This is a genomic window from Frankia sp. Mgl5 (assembly GCF_023242985.1).
GTDB classification, from domain to species: domain Bacteria; phylum Actinomycetota; class Actinomycetes; order Frankiales; family Frankiaceae; genus Parafrankia; species Parafrankia soli.
In genome coordinates this window covers 20,827-35,430 of the sequence record NZ_JALKFY010000679.1, presented here as the reverse complement: position 1 = coordinate 35,430, position 14,604 = coordinate 20,827, and the positions used below count along the sequence as shown (strand labels likewise).

Annotated in this window: 13 protein-coding genes; 9 read left to right on the top strand and 4 right to left on the bottom strand. The window is 73.2% G+C overall.

Annotated features, from left to right (window positions below; translation table 11 throughout):
• Positions 1-58: 58 nt before the first annotated feature.
• On the bottom strand, positions 59-781 hold the full coding sequence (locus MXD62_RS23915) for a lysophospholipid acyltransferase family protein (protein WP_248831697.1): 723 nt from the start codon (positions 779-781) through the stop codon (positions 59-61).
• A 230-nt stretch (positions 782-1,011) separates the two neighbouring features.
• On the opposite strand from MXD62_RS23915, the gene MXD62_RS23910 reads away from it, so the two are divergent.
• The 3 genes from MXD62_RS23910 to MXD62_RS23900 all read left to right on the top strand — a co-directional run bounded on the left by MXD62_RS23910 (position 1,012) and on the right by MXD62_RS23900 (position 3,777).
• A complete protein-coding gene (locus MXD62_RS23910; RefSeq protein ID WP_020459800.1) occupies positions 1,012-1,767 on the top strand; it encodes a M50 family metallopeptidase in 756 nt (251 codons plus the stop codon).
• A 155-nt stretch (positions 1,768-1,922) separates the two neighbouring features.
• Positions 1,923-2,936, top strand: coding sequence for an SOS response-associated peptidase (locus MXD62_RS23905; RefSeq protein WP_248831696.1), 1,014 nt, complete (start codon positions 1,923-1,925; stop codon positions 2,934-2,936).
• A gap of 109 nt (positions 2,937-3,045) precedes the next feature.
• Positions 3,046-3,777 (top strand): tyrosine-protein phosphatase, encoded by a 732-nt coding sequence (locus tag MXD62_RS23900; protein ID WP_248831695.1) that lies wholly within the window; start codon positions 3,046-3,048, stop codon positions 3,775-3,777.
• Between the two features lie 87 nt (positions 3,778-3,864).
• Here MXD62_RS23900 and MXD62_RS23895 read toward each other — a convergent pair whose 3' ends face one another.
• On the bottom strand, positions 3,865-4,419 hold the full coding sequence (locus MXD62_RS23895) for an HdeD family acid-resistance protein (RefSeq protein WP_248831694.1): 555 nt from the start codon (positions 4,417-4,419) through the stop codon (positions 3,865-3,867).
• A 286-nt stretch (positions 4,420-4,705) separates the two neighbouring features.
• Between MXD62_RS23895 and MXD62_RS23890 the strand changes: the two genes are divergently transcribed.
• Together MXD62_RS23890 and MXD62_RS23885 are read left to right on the top strand one after the other, a co-directional pair.
• Positions 4,706-6,319 (top strand): ABC-F family ATP-binding cassette domain-containing protein, encoded by a 1,614-nt coding sequence (locus MXD62_RS23890; protein ID WP_071062576.1) that lies wholly within the window; start codon positions 4,706-4,708, stop codon positions 6,317-6,319.
• Positions 6,320-6,432: 113 nt separating this feature from the next.
• Positions 6,433-7,386, top strand: a complete 954-nt coding sequence (locus tag MXD62_RS23885; protein WP_248831693.1) for a cation diffusion facilitator family transporter — start codon at positions 6,433-6,435, stop codon at positions 7,384-7,386.
• Positions 7,387-7,481: 95 nt separating this feature from the next.
• Here the strand turns inward: MXD62_RS23885 and MXD62_RS23880 are convergent, their stop codons facing one another.
• Positions 7,482-8,978, bottom strand: a complete 1,497-nt coding sequence (locus tag MXD62_RS23880; protein WP_248831692.1) for a hypothetical protein — start codon at positions 8,976-8,978, stop codon at positions 7,482-7,484.
• Positions 8,979-9,331: 353 nt separating this feature from the next.
• Here MXD62_RS23880 and MXD62_RS23875 point away from each other — a divergent pair, with 353 nt between their 5' ends.
• From MXD62_RS23875 to MXD62_RS23865, 3 genes are all read left to right on the top strand, one after another.
• A complete protein-coding gene (locus tag MXD62_RS23875) occupies positions 9,332-9,550 on the top strand; it encodes a helix-turn-helix domain-containing protein (RefSeq protein ID WP_020459808.1) in 219 nt (72 codons plus the stop codon).
• A gap of 104 nt (positions 9,551-9,654) precedes the next feature.
• A complete protein-coding gene (locus tag MXD62_RS23870) occupies positions 9,655-10,389 on the top strand; it encodes an enoyl-CoA hydratase/isomerase family protein (protein WP_248831691.1) in 735 nt (244 codons plus the stop codon).
• Between the two features lie 55 nt (positions 10,390-10,444).
• The gene (locus MXD62_RS23865) at positions 10,445-12,553 is read left to right on the top strand and encodes an ABC transporter ATP-binding protein (RefSeq protein ID WP_248831690.1); all 2,109 of its coding nucleotides are present in this window, start codon (positions 10,445-10,447) and stop codon (positions 12,551-12,553) included.
• Between the two features lie 7 nt (positions 12,554-12,560).
• Here MXD62_RS23865 and MXD62_RS23860 read toward each other — a convergent pair whose 3' ends face one another.
• Positions 12,561-12,896 (bottom strand): hypothetical protein, encoded by a 336-nt coding sequence (locus MXD62_RS23860; RefSeq protein WP_020459811.1) that lies wholly within the window; start codon positions 12,894-12,896, stop codon positions 12,561-12,563.
• Positions 12,897-13,080: 184 nt separating this feature from the next.
• Here MXD62_RS23860 and pyk point away from each other — a divergent pair, with 184 nt between their 5' ends.
• Positions 13,081-14,439 carry a pyruvate kinase gene (gene pyk, locus MXD62_RS23855; RefSeq protein WP_248831689.1) on the top strand — a complete coding sequence of 453 codons (1,359 nt, stop codon included), beginning with the start codon at positions 13,081-13,083 and terminating at the stop codon, positions 14,437-14,439.
• Positions 14,440-14,604: the final 165 nt, after the last annotated feature.

Below are 14,604 nucleotides of genomic sequence, written 5' to 3'. Positions count from 1 at the left end.
TCTGTCCTCCGGTCCGTGCTGCGGGTCCGTCCACGATTCTTCCGCAGCCGGCCGCGGGTCAGCCGGCGGGACGGGCGGGGGGCTCGGGCGCCGATCCGCCGAGATGGGCGGGCAGCCACCAGGGGGACTCACCCGGCGGGGGCGCGGGGTAGCGGCGCTGCGCGTCGTCGAGCAGCTCGCCCATCCGGAGCTCCAGCAGCGCGGTGCCGGTCCGGGCGTCCGGCAGCTCCGAGTACGGGACGGGCTTGCCGACCGTGATCGAGACCGGCGTGCCGACAGCCGCGCGCAGGTCGCGGGGGCGGCCCTTGGTCAGGATCCGCTGGCTGCCCCAGAGCACCAGGGGGATCACCGGCACCTCGGCCTCGGCGGCGATCCGGGCGGCGCCCGACTTGAACGGCGCCAGGCAGTAACTCGGGCTGATCGTGGCCTCGGGGAACACCCCGACGAGCTCGCCCTCGCGCAGCGCGCGCACCGCCGCGATCAGCGAGCCGGCCCCGGCCGCCCGGTCGACCGGGATGTGGTGCATCCCACGCATCAGCGGTCCGCTGACGCGGTGGTCGAACACCTGCTTCTTGGCCATGAACCGGACCATGCGCCGCCGCGCGTGCCAGAAGGGAACCCCGGCGAGCGCGAAGTCCAGGTAGGAGACGTGGTTGATCAGCACGATGGCCCCGCCGCCGGCCGGCACGTTCTCCTCGCCACGTATGTCCAGCCGCAGGCGCAACGCGCGGAAGAGCCCCATCGCCGTATGGATGACCGGTCGGTACACGTACTCCGCCATGCCGCGAATCCTCCCCAGATCGGTATGCCGTCAGATCGGTGCCTCGCGGTCCGCCGCCCGCCGCCCGCCACCCGGCGTGCGCGGACCCATCGTGCGCCACGGGGCGGCGCGAGTCGTGCATTTACCGGATGCCCCGTCCGGCTGCGCCCCGTCCGGCTCCGTGCTGTCGGCGAGCCGACGGACGATGCCATACCGGGGCGTTGGACCCGGGCGGCTCATGCGGGACGATCGTGGCGGCGTACCGTCCGTCCGCCGGCGACGATCCACCGGCGACGAGGAGAGGGGCAGCCACGTCCGATCTGCTGAGCCGGAGCCTCGACGCGCAGCCGGCCCCCGCGCACTGGATCCTCGTCCTCACGGGGGTCGTCGCGCTGCTCACTGTGGCGAGCGGCCGCACCTGGCCGACCGCCCGTCACGTCGTGACGATCGCGCACGAGGGCGGGCACGCCCTCGCCGCGGTCGCCACCGGCCGCCGCCTGGCCGGGGTGCGCCTGCACTCCGACACCTCCGGCGTCACGGTGTCCTCGGGCCGGCCGACCGGGCCCGGGGTCATCCTGACCGTCGCCGCCGGCTACACGACGCCGTCGCTGCTCGGGCTGGGCGCCTCCGGCCTGCTCGCCACCGGGCGGATCAGCCTGCTCCTGCAGATCCTCGTCGCGCTGCTGCTGGTCATGCTGGTGGTCGTCCGCAACGCCTTCGGTGTCGTGTCGGTGCTGGTCAGCACTGTCGTCGTGCTCGGGATCTCGTGGTTCGCGGCGGACGACGTCCAGGCCGGCTTCGCCGCCTACGCGACCTGGTTCCTGCTGCTCGGGGCGGTGCGGCCGATCATCGAGGTCCAGCGACAGCGGCGGCAGCGGCGCGCCCGGGACTCCGACCCGGACCAGCTCGCCCGCCTCACCGGACTGCCGGGTGCCTTCTGGGTCGGCGCGTTCGGACTGCTCTCGCTGGGCTGCCTGGCGACCGCGGCGGCCGCGCTCGTCGTCTGATCCTCCCGGCGACCCTTCCTGGCCGGTCTTCCTGGATGGTCTTCCTGGATGGCCTTCGTGGACGGCTCTCCTGGACGGCCCTTCTGGTCGCCCGTCGGCGGGGGCCGGTGCTGGTTGGCCGGAAGTGTCGGTGGGAGCTGGAAGACTGCTCAGACATGTGCGGCAGGTATACCCAGACTCTGAGCGCCGACGATCTCGCCGCGGCGATGTCCGCGGCGGACGAGACGGGCGGCCGGGTGACGGAGAGCTACAACGTCGCCCCGACCACGGTGATGCCGATCGTCGTCGCGCGTCGGCCGCCGGGCGGCGCCGGGCACGGTGAGCCGGCGGCTGGCGCTGGCACCGGCGGGGCCGGCGAAAGCGGCGAGGCTGGTGAGACAGGCGGGGGCGGCGGGCCGCGGGCCGCGGGCGGCGGGCGGGTCCTGCGGCTGGCCACCTGGGGTCTGGTCCCGTTCTGGGCGAAGGACCCGGCGATCGGCAGCCGCCTGATCAACGCCCGCGCCGAGTCGGTCGCGTCCAAGCCGGCGTTTCGCGCTGCGTTCGCCGCCCGCCGGTGCCTCGTTCCCGCCACCGGCTTCTACGAGTGGCGGCGGCCCGGCGGCTCGCGCCGCGGTCAGCCCTACTACATCCATCCGGCCGGCCACCCGGGGGCCGACGGCCTGTTCGCCTTCGCCGGGCTCTACGAGGTCTGGTCGAAGGGTGAGCAGCCGCTGACCACGTTCACGATCCTCACCACCGACGCGGCCGCGGGCATCGAGTTCATCCACGACCGGTCACCCGTCGTGGTGCCGCGCCCGGCCTGGTCCCGCTGGATCGACCCGACGCTGCGGGATCCCGAGGCGCTCGCCGGGATCCTGCGGCCCGCGCCGGCCGGGGTGTTCGCCGCGCACCCGGTCTCACCCGAGGTCGGCAGCGTCCGCAACACCGGCCGTCACCTCGTCGACCCCGTCGACGTCGACCCGGAGGAGGCGGCCGCCGCTGCCGGTCCGCCGGCCACCGCCGGCCCGTCCCGGGCCCGGCGGGCCGGGCGGGCGACGCCCGTAGCCAAGCCGGCGTCCGTCGCCGGGCCGACCTCCGTCGCCGAGCCGCCGCCCGGTGTGGGGGTAATCGCCCCACATGAGGTCGGCCTCTTCGGCGAGGATGGCGTGGGTCCGCACGCGCGGCGATGACACCGGGGCCAGGGCCTGACCCGGCCCGGTCTGGCCCGCCCGGCCCGGCCACCCGCCCGACGGAGGCAGCCGGGACCCTGCGTGCACCGCGCTCTCGGGAGGACATCGGATGGGAACAGAAGACCTCGCCACGGAACGGCTCGCCAACCTGCGCGACGTCGGCGGCATGACCACCACGGACGGCCGCGTCACCAACACGGGCGTGCTGTACCGCAGCGAGATGCACCGGGTCGAGGACGCCCGGCCGGCGGCGGAGTTCACCTGGCCCCCGCCGACCGTGGTCGACCTGCGCTCCGCGGTCGAGCGGGGGAGCTCCCCGCACCCGCTGTCCCTGATCGGCTCGGAGATCCACGTGATGCCCCTGCTCGGCGAGGAGACCGGCCGGGTCAGCGACTCCCTGCCGCCGGACGCGCTCGCGGGCGGCCTGCGCACGTTGTACGCCGCGATGCTCGACATCGCGACGTCCCGGCTGGTGGAGATCCTCGACCTGGCGGCGGAGGCCCCCGGTCCGCTCCTGGTGCACTGCGCGGCCGGCAAGGACCGCACGGGTGTGGTCGTCGCCCTCCTCCTGCGCCTGGCCGGTGTCGTCCCGGAGCAGGTGGTCGCCGACTACCTGGTTACCGGCGAGAACATGCCGGGCGTGCTGCGCCGCCTGCGAGGGCACGCGATCCTCCCCGATGGCCGGGTCGTCGACAAGGAGGTCACCAAGGTCTCGGTGGACGCCGTCGAGCAGGTGCTGGCCATCATCGACGGGCACCCGCAGGGCCCGGAGGGCTGGTTCCTCGACCGCGGCGCCCGGCCCGAGGCCGTCGAACTCTGGCGCAAGCGCATCCTGGGCTGAGCCCGGGGCGACCATTGTTTCGGGGGTCGCTGGCGGCGGATTTCGCTCGGAGAGGGCGAGAAGGAAATCAAGGGGCGAGCAGGCTGCTCAGGGACGCAGGGCCAGGCCGAGTGCCACCTCGGTCACGCCGGTGACGACGAGCTGGATGCCGAACAGCACCGCGAGCACCACCATGGTCGAGGACGGCCAGGCCAGGGCCAGCACCCCGAGGACCACGGCGAGCGCGGCGATCAGCAGGCCACGGGCCACGCTTCCGGTGCGGCCGGCCTGGCCGTTCCGACTCGCCAGCACCAGCAGTGCCCGGACCACCCCCGCGACGATCAGGGCCGCACCGACGACCACCGCTATCGCGTGCAGCGTCACCCCCGGCCACAGCAGGATCACCACGCCGGCGACGGCGGTCAGCGCGCCGAAGAAGATGGCGGAGCTGCTGTTCTCGGTGCGTACGGCGGAGACGATCTCGGTGATGCCGGAGACGAGAAGAGCCACACCGGCGATGACGGCCAGCGCGCCGACGGTGGTGAAGGGATTGGTGATGAGCAGCAACCCCAGGACCGTGACCGCGACTCCGAGGATGACCAGGGCCGACCACAGCGAGCTCGGGCGCTGCGTCTCCCGGTTCTGTCGGTACGTGGTTGTCATCGTGACCTCCCCGTGTCTGGCCCGAAGGCGTCCGTGAGCCGGGGCTCGTGCCCGTGACCTGGGAAAGGCGTACCCGCAACGCCTGGTGGGCGCACCCGCGCGGCGGTAGTCACCGACCGTCTGGCGCGGGACGCCCGTCGGGCGCGGTGCCGCGGCCCGTACCCTGGAGGACATGACCTCTGCCGCGTCGTGAGGCGGGCGTTTCCCAGGCACCCCGGTGTCGTGGTGGCCAACCGCTGACACCTGATACGCGCACGAATCCGATGTACGAAAGAGGCCGACCCTCATGATCATCGTGTCCGAGCTCGAGCTCCGTGCCGGAGCCCGCACACTGATCGAGCCGGTCTCGTTCCGGGTGCAGCCGGGTGACCGTATCGGCCTCGTCGGTCGCAACGGCGCCGGCAAGACGACGATGCTGAAGACGCTCGCGGGGGAGACCCTGCCCTTCGCCGGCAAGGTGGACATCCGCGGCGAGATCGGCTACCTGCCGCAGGACCCGCGCACCGGCGACCTCGCCGACACCGCCCGCGACCGCGTGCTCGCCGCCCGAGGCCTCGACGTGATCCTGCGCGAGATGGAGAAGCTCCAGCTCGAGATGGCCGAGTTCGTCGACGAGACGGCCCGCGACACCGCGGTGCGTCGCTACGGCCGGCTGGAGGAGCGGTTCGGGATGCTCGGCGGGTACGCCGCCGAGGCGGAGGCGGCGCGGATCTGCTCCTCGCTCGGCCTGCCCGACCGAGTTCTCGGCCAGCAGATCGGAACGCTCTCGGGTGGCCAGCGCCGCCGCGTCGAGCTGGCCCGGATCCTGTTCGCCGGTTCGGGGAACTCCGACGCGACACTGCTGCTCGACGAGCCGACCAACCACCTCGACGCCGACTCGATCACCTGGCTGCGTGACTTTCTGCGCGCCCATTCCGGCGGCCTGATCGTCATCAGCCACGACGTCGACCTGCTGGACAAGAGCGTGAACAAGGTTTTCCATCTCGACGCCAACCGCGCCGCGCTCGACGTCTACAACGTCAACTGGAAGACTTATCTCACCCAGCGCGATCAGGACGAGCGGCGCCGGCGGCGGGAGCGGGCCAACGCGGAGAAGAAGATCGACTCGCTGCGGGCCCAGGCCGACAAGATGCGGGCGAAGGCCACCAAGGCGCGCGCGGCACACCAGATGGACCGCCGCGCGGAGCGCCTCGCCTCCGGCCTCGCCGAGGTCCGGGTCGCCGACCGGGTCGCCAAGCTGCGCTTCCCCGATCCGGCTCCGTGTGGCCGCACGCCGCTGACCGCCACCGGCCTGTCGAAGTCCTACGGCTCGCTGGAGGTGTTCACCGGCGTCGACCTGGCGATCGACCGCGGCACCCGGGTCGTGGTCCTGGGCCTCAACGGCGCCGGCAAGACGACGCTGCTGCGCATGCTCGCCGGCCAGGAGACCCCGGACGCCGGCGAGGTACACCCGGGGCACGGCCTGCGCCTGGGGTACTACGCGCAGGAGCACGAGACGCTCGACACCTCCCGCACGGTGCTCGACAACATGCGCGCCGCGGCGCCCACCGCCTCCGACGTCGACCTGCGCCGCATCCTGGGCGCCTTCCTGTTCGGGGGGGACGCGGTCGAACAGCTCGCCGAGACGCTCTCCGGCGGTGAGAAGACCCGGCTGGCCCTGGCCGGCCTGGTGTGCAGCTCAGCCAACGTGCTGCTGCTCGACGAGCCGACGAACAACCTCGACCCGGCGTCCCGTGGCGAGGTCCTGAGCGCGCTGCGCACCTACCGGGGCTCGGTTGTCCTCGTCACGCACGATCCGGGCGCGGTCGAGGCACTGAGCCCCGACAAGGTCCTGATGCTGCCGGACGGCGTCGAGGACACCTGGTCGCCCGACCTCGCCGATCTCGTCACGCTGGCCTGATACCACGGGAGTACCCGACGGCGCGCGGAGGCGGCCGCCTTGACACACTGGGCGCTCGGTCCGGGCGCCCTCGGGCGCGCGGGAGACATCCACGGGGACGAGAGCGGGAGCGCGTGAGCACAGAAGGCGGCACCAAGGCGGTCGTGGCGGCACTGCTCGCGAACCTGGGCATCGCGGTCGCGAAGTTCGTCGCGTTCCTCTTCACCCGCTCGTCGTCCATGCTCGCCGAGTCGATCCACTCCGTCGCCGACTCGAGCAACCAGGCGCTGCTCCTGCTCGGGCAGCGCAACGCCAGCCAGCCGGCGGACGAGGAGCACCCCTTCGGCTACGGGCGCTCCCGCTACATCGCCGGCTTCCTCGTCGGCATCGTGCTGTTCAGCGTGGGCGGGCTGTTCTCGGTCTACGAGGGTGTCGAGAAGCTGCGTCACCCGCACGAGCTGGAGAGCGGGGTGGTGGCGATCGTGGTCCTCGCCATCGCGATCGTTCTCGAGGGCTTCTCGTTCCGGACGGCCATCAGGGAGTCGAGGCATTCCAAGGGCACGGGGTCGTGGTGGCAGTTCATCCGGGAGTCGCGGTCCCCGGAGCTGCCGGTCGTCCTGCTGGAGGACCTGGCGGCGCTGTGCGGGCTGCTGTTCGCCCTCGCCGGTGTCGGCCTGACGCTGCTGCTCGACGAACCGCTCTGGGACGCCGCCGGAACCCTCGCGATCGGCATCCTGCTGCTGGCCGTCGCCGTGATCGTCGCGTTGGAGACCTACGGGATGCTGGTCGGGGAGGCCGCCACCCCGCAGACCGTCGAGGCGATCCGGTGGGCGCTGAGCTCGGCGCCGGCGGTCACCACGGTGATCCACATGCGGACCCTGCACCTCGGCCCGGACGAGCTGCTGGTCGCGGCCAAGATCGGGCTCGACCCGGATCTGACCACGGCCCAGGTCGCCGCCGCCATCAACGAGGCCGAGGCGCTGCTGCGCGCCGCCGTGCCCACCGCGCGCCGGGTCTACCTCGAACCCGACATGCCGCGGGGCGAGGTGGCCCAGCCGGTGCCGCCCGCCGCCGCCGAGTCGGCCTGATCGCCGAGCCTGCCTGATTGCCGAGCCCATCTGATCGCCGAGCCCGCCTGGGCCACGAGGCGTTCGGGCGCGTTCTCCGGCCGGGTCCGCGCAGCTCAGCCGTTCCCGAGGAAGATCCGCAGGACGATGGCGGCGAGGGCGCCCGTCCCGATCAGCAGGCCCGGAAGGTCACCCGCGCGCACCGTGTCACCCGGTCCGTCCGGGCGGGGGCGCGGGGCCAGCGCCGCCACCGCCAGCCACGGCGCCAGCGGCAGCCAGGCCAGCTCCACCCCACCCCAGGCCAGCCCCGCGCACAGGCTGAACAGCACCGCGGCGCCGGCGCCGACCAGGAACGGCCAGCCGGGGGTCAGCCGGATCCGGCGCAGCGCGCGGACCAGCACCGGCCCGCCGGCCAGCAGCACCACGACGGCGTCCAGGGCGAGCCAGGCCAGCATCGTGGCGGGCCCGGTGTCGACCCGGGCCCGGGTGAGGCCGTCCGGCCAGGAGAAGCCCCAGGCGAAGAACAGCCAGAGCGGGAGCAGCGCGCCGAGCCCGGTGAACACGTTCATCAGCGGCTGGCGTCGGACGAAGTACGCGGCCGCGACGGCGACGCCCAGCCACACCACGGCGTAGTCGAACAGGCCGCTCACCCCCAGCAGCAGGCCCGACAGCAGCGCCCACGACAGTCGCCATCGCCGGCCCGGCTCGCACCCGAGCACCCCCACGGCGACCGCCGCCGCCGCCGGCAGGATGGCGACGGCCCGCGGCGACGCGGCGGCCCACAGCGCCCACGGCGTCAGCACGAGCACCGGGACGGCCCGGCGCGCCGCCGTCTCGTGGCACAGCGAGCGCACCGCGACCGCGACCAGCGGGACGCCCAGCGCGGTCAGCGCCGTCAGCGCCAGCCCGAGCGGCACCGCGCTCCCGGCCCCGTCAGCCCCGTCGGCGAGGTCACCGAGCCCGAGCTGGTCCAGCCCCCACACGAGCAGCACAGGGCCGGGCGGATGGCTTGTGAGCAGGCTGGAGGGCGCCCGCGGCAGGTCCGCCGCGCCGGCCTGTGCCGCGGACACCGGCCCGTCGACGGACTGGGCGACCCAGTCGGCGAGGTAGCCGAGCGGGTCGTCGCCGACGGCGCCGGCGGCGGTCAGGTACACCGGCGGCGGGCGCAGGCCATCGGTGAGGCCCGGGCCGGCCGCCGCGGCCAGGGCGAGGCTCCAGCACAGTGATGCGGCGAAGCCGAACAGGAGCAGGAGCGGCCAGCGGGCGCGGATGGCCCGGCGGGCGAGCGCCAGGGTGACGATCGCCACGAGCACCGGGAGCAGCGTCGCCGGCGCCAGGTGGGGCGTGCGCCAGCCGACCGGGAACGGCGCGGCGGAGCCGAGGTCCACGTCGGTGGCGGCGATGAGCCCGCTGAGGAGCAGGCCGAACCCGGCCGCCGCGCACCAGAGCCCGACATCGACCCCCTCGGCCCGCAGCGCGGACAGGGCCGGGGCGCGACGGGGCAGCGTTCCGGTCACCTTGCGTGTACGGATGCGCCGCGTGGGTTCCTGCCGGGCGCTGGGTGTGAGCCGCGCCGGTGAGGGCGCCGCCCTCGTCGGCCGGCCGTTGACCATGCATGCACCGTAACCAGTCCCGGCGGCCCGCGGATCCCCGCGGGGGAGCCGAGACGGATGTACCGTCGGTGACGATGTTCGACGCGCCGCGCGGGAGCCCCTGCCCGATCGGATCCCAGCCGACCGCGAGACTGGCCGCTGTGTCGTCGAACTCGGGCTTCGGGCGCGCTGTAGCAGGTCAGGGGCTATGTGACTGCTCGGAGTCGGCTCGTCGGCGTGCGCCTCGGACGCGTGCGAGGCTGTCCCGGCGACTGCACCACCGCGTGTGATGGATCACACGGGCTTCGAGTGGCGCGGACACCGAAGCTGGGTGAAGATCGGTTCGCAGATCATCGAACACGGAGGGGGCCACATTGGCCGAGCTTAGGAAAGGAACCCGGATCACCGGGGCGGAGCGGGACAAGCTCGCTGCCGAACTTCGGAAGAAGTACGAGTCCGGACAGAGCATTCGCCTGCTTGCCGAGTCGTCGGGTCGTTCGTACGGGTTCGTCCACCGGATCCTGTCCGAGTCGGGCACGACGCTGCGCGGACGTGGGGGCGCGACCCGGGGTACCAAGAAGAAAAGCGCCTGACCATGAGCATGCCGGCCGCCGCCGACCCGGCGGCGGCCGGGCTGGGCGTACTCGCAGCTGGCCCTTGCGTCTCGCTCACTGTGAGTGAAGATGTGTCGGGTTGGGTGGGCGACACGCCCACCCTCCCGGGCATCGCCGCGGCGATGGACGGCATCCTGCGCGACCTGCGCGGCGACGTCCGTGTCGTCGTCGTGAACGCCGTACACCGCCTGTCGGCTCCGGTCGACCACAAGGTCGACCACAAGACCAGCCACGAAATCGAACACAGAGCCGATCGCGAGGTCGGCCACCAGACCGGCCCGACGGCCGGCCCATCCACCGGAGGGGCCGCGACCGGGCGGAACCTCGCCACGTGGTCCCGGGTCGCGCGCCGGCTGTCCGAGCGGCCGGACCTGCTCAGCATCGCCGTCTCCGCCGGGCCGACGACGGGCCCGGGGCTGGCACTGGCCCTCGCCTGCGACCTGCGGGTACTGACCGAGGACGCATCCCTGTGCCTCACCGAGGCCACGGCCGGTCGCGTGCCGGGCCTGGGCGTTGCGGGTACCCTCGTCGACACCGTCGGCTACGCCCGCGCGCTCGCGCTCTGTCTGACCGGCAGGCCGGTGGGTGCGCGGGACGCGCTCCGGCTCGGCCTCGCCGCGCTCGTCGTCCCCCGCCGGGACCTCGACGCCGAGGTCGGCCGCCTGGTGGACCGCCTGCTCGCGGTGCCGCCCGACGTCAGCGCGGAGACGAAGGCGCTGCTCGCCGGCGCCCGCGAGCGGTCGGGCATCCAGCGCCGGGCGGCGGAGGACGACGCCCTCGCGCGGGTCCTGGCCACGACCGCCGGGAATGCGGGCTAGCAAACCCTCGCTTACACCGTTACGTAGTAACACGTAGCGGTGCGTCGGAGGCTCCATGAGAACTGCGGTCGACAACTGGTCCACGATGCGCTCGTTCCAACGGGACCGCTCGGTGACGCGGGCCAGCCTGCGCCCGGGGACCGTCCGCCGCATCGTCGGCTTCGCCCGCCCCTACCGTCGGCAGCTCGCCGGCTTCGGCGTCCTCATCGTGCTGGGCGCGGCGACCGGCGCCGCCACCCCGCTGCTCTTCAAGGCGATCATCGACGACGGGATCGTGCCCGGCCGGGCCGGGGTCGTCCAGGCGCTCGCCGGGGTGGTCGCGGCTCTCGCCGTCGGCGAGGCGCTGCTGGGGCTGGGCCAGCGCTGGTTCAGCGCCCGCATCGGCGAGGGCCTGATCTACGAGATGCGCTCCCAGGTGTTCGACCACGTGCAGCGCCAGCCGATCGCCTTCTTCACCCGCACCCAGACCGGCGCGCTCATCACCCGGCTGAACAACGACGTCCTCGGCGCGCAGTCCGCGTTCACGAACACGCTGTCCGCGGTACTGTCCAACCTCCTGTCGGTCGTCTTCGTCCTGGCCGCGATGATCAGCCTGTCCTGGCAGATCACCGTGGTCGCGCTCGTGCTGCTGCCGGTGTTCGTCGTGCCGGCGCGCCTGCTGGCGCCGCGGCTGGCGGCGCTGACGCGGGAGAGCTACGGCCTCAACGCCGAGATGAACACGATGATGACCGAGCGGTTCAACGTCGCCGGCGCGCTGCTCACCAAGCTCTACGGCGAGCCCGACCGCGAGGTGCGCACCTTCCGCCGCCGTGCCGGGCGGGTCCGGGACATCGGCATCACCCAGGCGATGTACGGGCGGATCTTCTTCATGTCGCTCACCCTGGTCGCCTCGCTGGCGACGGCGATCGTCTACGGCGTCGGCGGCACGTTCGCGGCCCGGGGCAGCCTCGAGGTCGGCACGATCGTCGCGCTCACCGCCTACCTCACCCGGCTCTACGGCCCGCTGACGCAGCTGTCGAACGTGCACGTGGACGTGATGACCGCGCTGGTCTCGTTCGAGCGGGTCTTCGAGGTTCTCGACCTGCGGCCGGCGATCGAGGACGCGCCGGACGCCGTCGAGCTGCCGGCGGGGCCGGTGGCCGTCGAGTTCGACCACGTCGGCTTCCGCTATCCGGCGGCGACGGAGGTGTCACTGGCCTCGCTGGAGTCCACGGCCGTGCTCGACAGCCGGACACCCGAGCCGGTGCTGCACGACCTCACCTTCCGGGTGGGCCCCGGTGAGCTCGTGGCGCTCGTCGGCCCGTCCGGCGCGGGGAAGACCACCATCAGCCAACTCGTCGGCCGGATGTACGACGCCCGGGACGGCGTGGTCCGGATCGGGGGGCTCGACGTCCGCGCGGTCAGCGGCCGCTCGCTGCGGTCGGCGGTCGGCATGGTCACCCAGGACGCGCACCTGTTCCACGACACCATCCGGGCCAACCTGCTGTTCGCCCGGTCCGACGCGACCGAGGAGCGGATGTGGGCGGCGCTGGACGCGGCCCACATCGGCCAGGCGGTGCGTGACCTGCCCGACGGGCTGGACACGGTCGTCGGGGACCGCGGATACCGGCTCTCGGGCGGCGAGAAGCAGCGGCTGGCCATCGCCAGGCTGCTGCTCAAGGAGCCCGCGGTGGTCGTTCTGGACGAGGCCACCGCCCACCTGGACAGCGAGTCGGAGGCCGCGGTGCAGCGGGCGCTGACCGCGGCGCTGGCCGGGCGCACGTCGCTGGTGATCGCCCACCGGCTCTCGACCGTCCGGCGGGCCGACCGCATCCTCGTGGTCGACGGCGGGCGGATCGTCGAGAGCGGCACCCATGACGAGCTGATGGCCCTCGGCGGCCTCTACGCCGAGCTTCACCACACCCAGTTCGCCACGCAGGACGACGCCGGGACCGGCGGGCGGCCGGGGTCGCGGGCCGCCGCCGATACCGCCGATACGGATGACGCGGCCGGTACGGACGACGACGCCGATACGGACGGCGCCACCGTCGTGGGAGAGGCGGGCGAGGCGGGTGCCCCGGCCGCCGCGGGGGTGACCGGGCCGCCGGCCGACTGGAGCTCCGGTGCCCGCGTCACCCTCGACCCGCCGAACGGCGGGGTGGCGGCCCTGCCGGCCGCGCGCTGACTGCCGCTCAGGCCGCCTGGGCGACGGAGGTCACACCGGCCGGGCCGGTCGGCGAACCGGTTGTCACGGATGCCGCGTCCAGCGACACGGTGTCCGTGGCTGCGGTGTCGGGCTCGAGGGCCTCGTGGGGCAGCGCGATGTCCACGTCGCCGGAAGGCCGCCGGTGAATTGCGGGATTGTTGGTCATGGCCGGGCTCCAGGTTGTTTCAGGGCGGTAACATGCCGCGGTCTGGACGTCCGGGATCGTGCGGCGCCGTTGCCAGCTTTCCCGTAACTGTCGCTTCACCCGCTCTTGCGGGTGGACCATGCGAAGGTACGCCTGCTGTGCCCTTGCGCGCAGCATGTGTCCGAACGCCCGGGTGCGAAACGGTCACAGAACCTCTCGGGACTAAGTGGCCCAGAACCGCCGGATCGAGTGTGTCACCAGGGCCCATGTCCTATCCCGGGCGTTCGTTACCTAGGCTTTGACCGTGCCACGAAGAGCCAAGATAGTTTGCACCCTCGGCCCGGCCACCAACTCTCCCGAGATGGTCCGGGCCCTCGTCGACGCCGGAATGGACATTGCCCGGCTCAACTTTTCGCATGGAACGCACGAGCAGCACGCCGCTGCGTACGCCCTGGTGCGCGAGGCGGCCGCGGCCGCCGGCCGCAGCGTGGGGATCCTGGCCGACCTGCAGGGGCCGAAGATCCGCCTCGGCAGGTTCGCCGACGGCGGGGTCACCCTGCTGCCCGGGCAGCATTTCACCGTCACCATCCGTGACGTCCTGGGAGATCAGGAACAGGTCGGCACCACGTACCCGGGCCTGACCCGGGACGTCGCCGCCGGGGACACCATCCTCGTCGACGACGGCCGGCTGAACCTGCGGATCGACGGGGTCGAGGACACCGACGTCCGCACCACCGTCGTGATCGGCGGCAAGGTCAGCGACAACAAGGGCATGAACATCCCCAGCGCCGCGCTGACGGTGCCCGCGCTGTCCGAGAAGGACGCCGACGACCTGCGCTTCGCGCTCGAGCTCGGCGTCGACATGATCGCGCTGTCGTTCGTCCGGTCCGCCGAGGACTACGCGGCCGTCCGCTCGATCATGGACGAGGTCGGGATCCGGGTTCCCGTCCTCGCGAAGATCGAGAAGCCGCAGGCCGTCGACGAGCTCGACGGGATCATCGAGGCCTTCGACGGCCTCATGATCGCCCGCGGTGACCTCGGTGTCGAACTGCCGCTCGAGGACGTCCCCCTCGTCCAGAAGCGGGCCGTGAGCCAGGCGCGTGAGCGGGCCAAGCCGGTCATCGTCGCCACCCAGGTGCTCGAGTCGATGGTGAGCGCGCCCCGGCCGACCCGCGCCGAGGCGAGCGACTGCGCCAACGCCGTGCTGGACGGCGCCGACGCGATCATGCTCTCGGCCGAGACGAGCGTCGGGTCGTACCCGGTCGAGTCGGTGGCGACCATGGCGCGGATCATCGAGACCGCCGAGGCGGATCTCGGTCGCATCCCCCCGCTGCGGACCCCGCCGCGCACCCTCGGCGGCGCGATCGCCCAGGCGGCGGTGAGCGTCGGCGAGGCGATCGGCGCCCGTTACCTGGTGGCCCACACCCTCAGCGGGGACACCGCCCGCCGGCTGATCCGGTACCGCAGCGCGGTGCCCGTCCTCGCCTTCACCCCCATCCCCGGCGTGCGCAGCCAGATGGCGTTGCTGTGGGGTGTGGAGACGGTGCTGGTGCCGTTCGCGGAGAGCACCGACGAGATGGTCCGGCAGGTCGACACGGCCCTGCAGCAGATCGGGCACTGCCGGCCGGGCGAGCTGGTGGTCGTCGTCGCCGGTACTCCGCCGGGTGTCGCCGGCATGACCAACATGATGCGGGTGCACCGCATTGGCGAGGCGGTCTGACCGGGCCCGCGGGCCCGTGCCCGCCGCGGGAGTGCCGCCGCCGGTCGCTCGCGATCGGTGGCCCGTGGCGGGCTGGAACGGCACGATCGTGGTGGCGCCGGCCGTGGCGGAGCGAACAGCGCCGGGCCACCGGGCTTCGACCCGGTGGCCCGCGGCCGCCCGCCA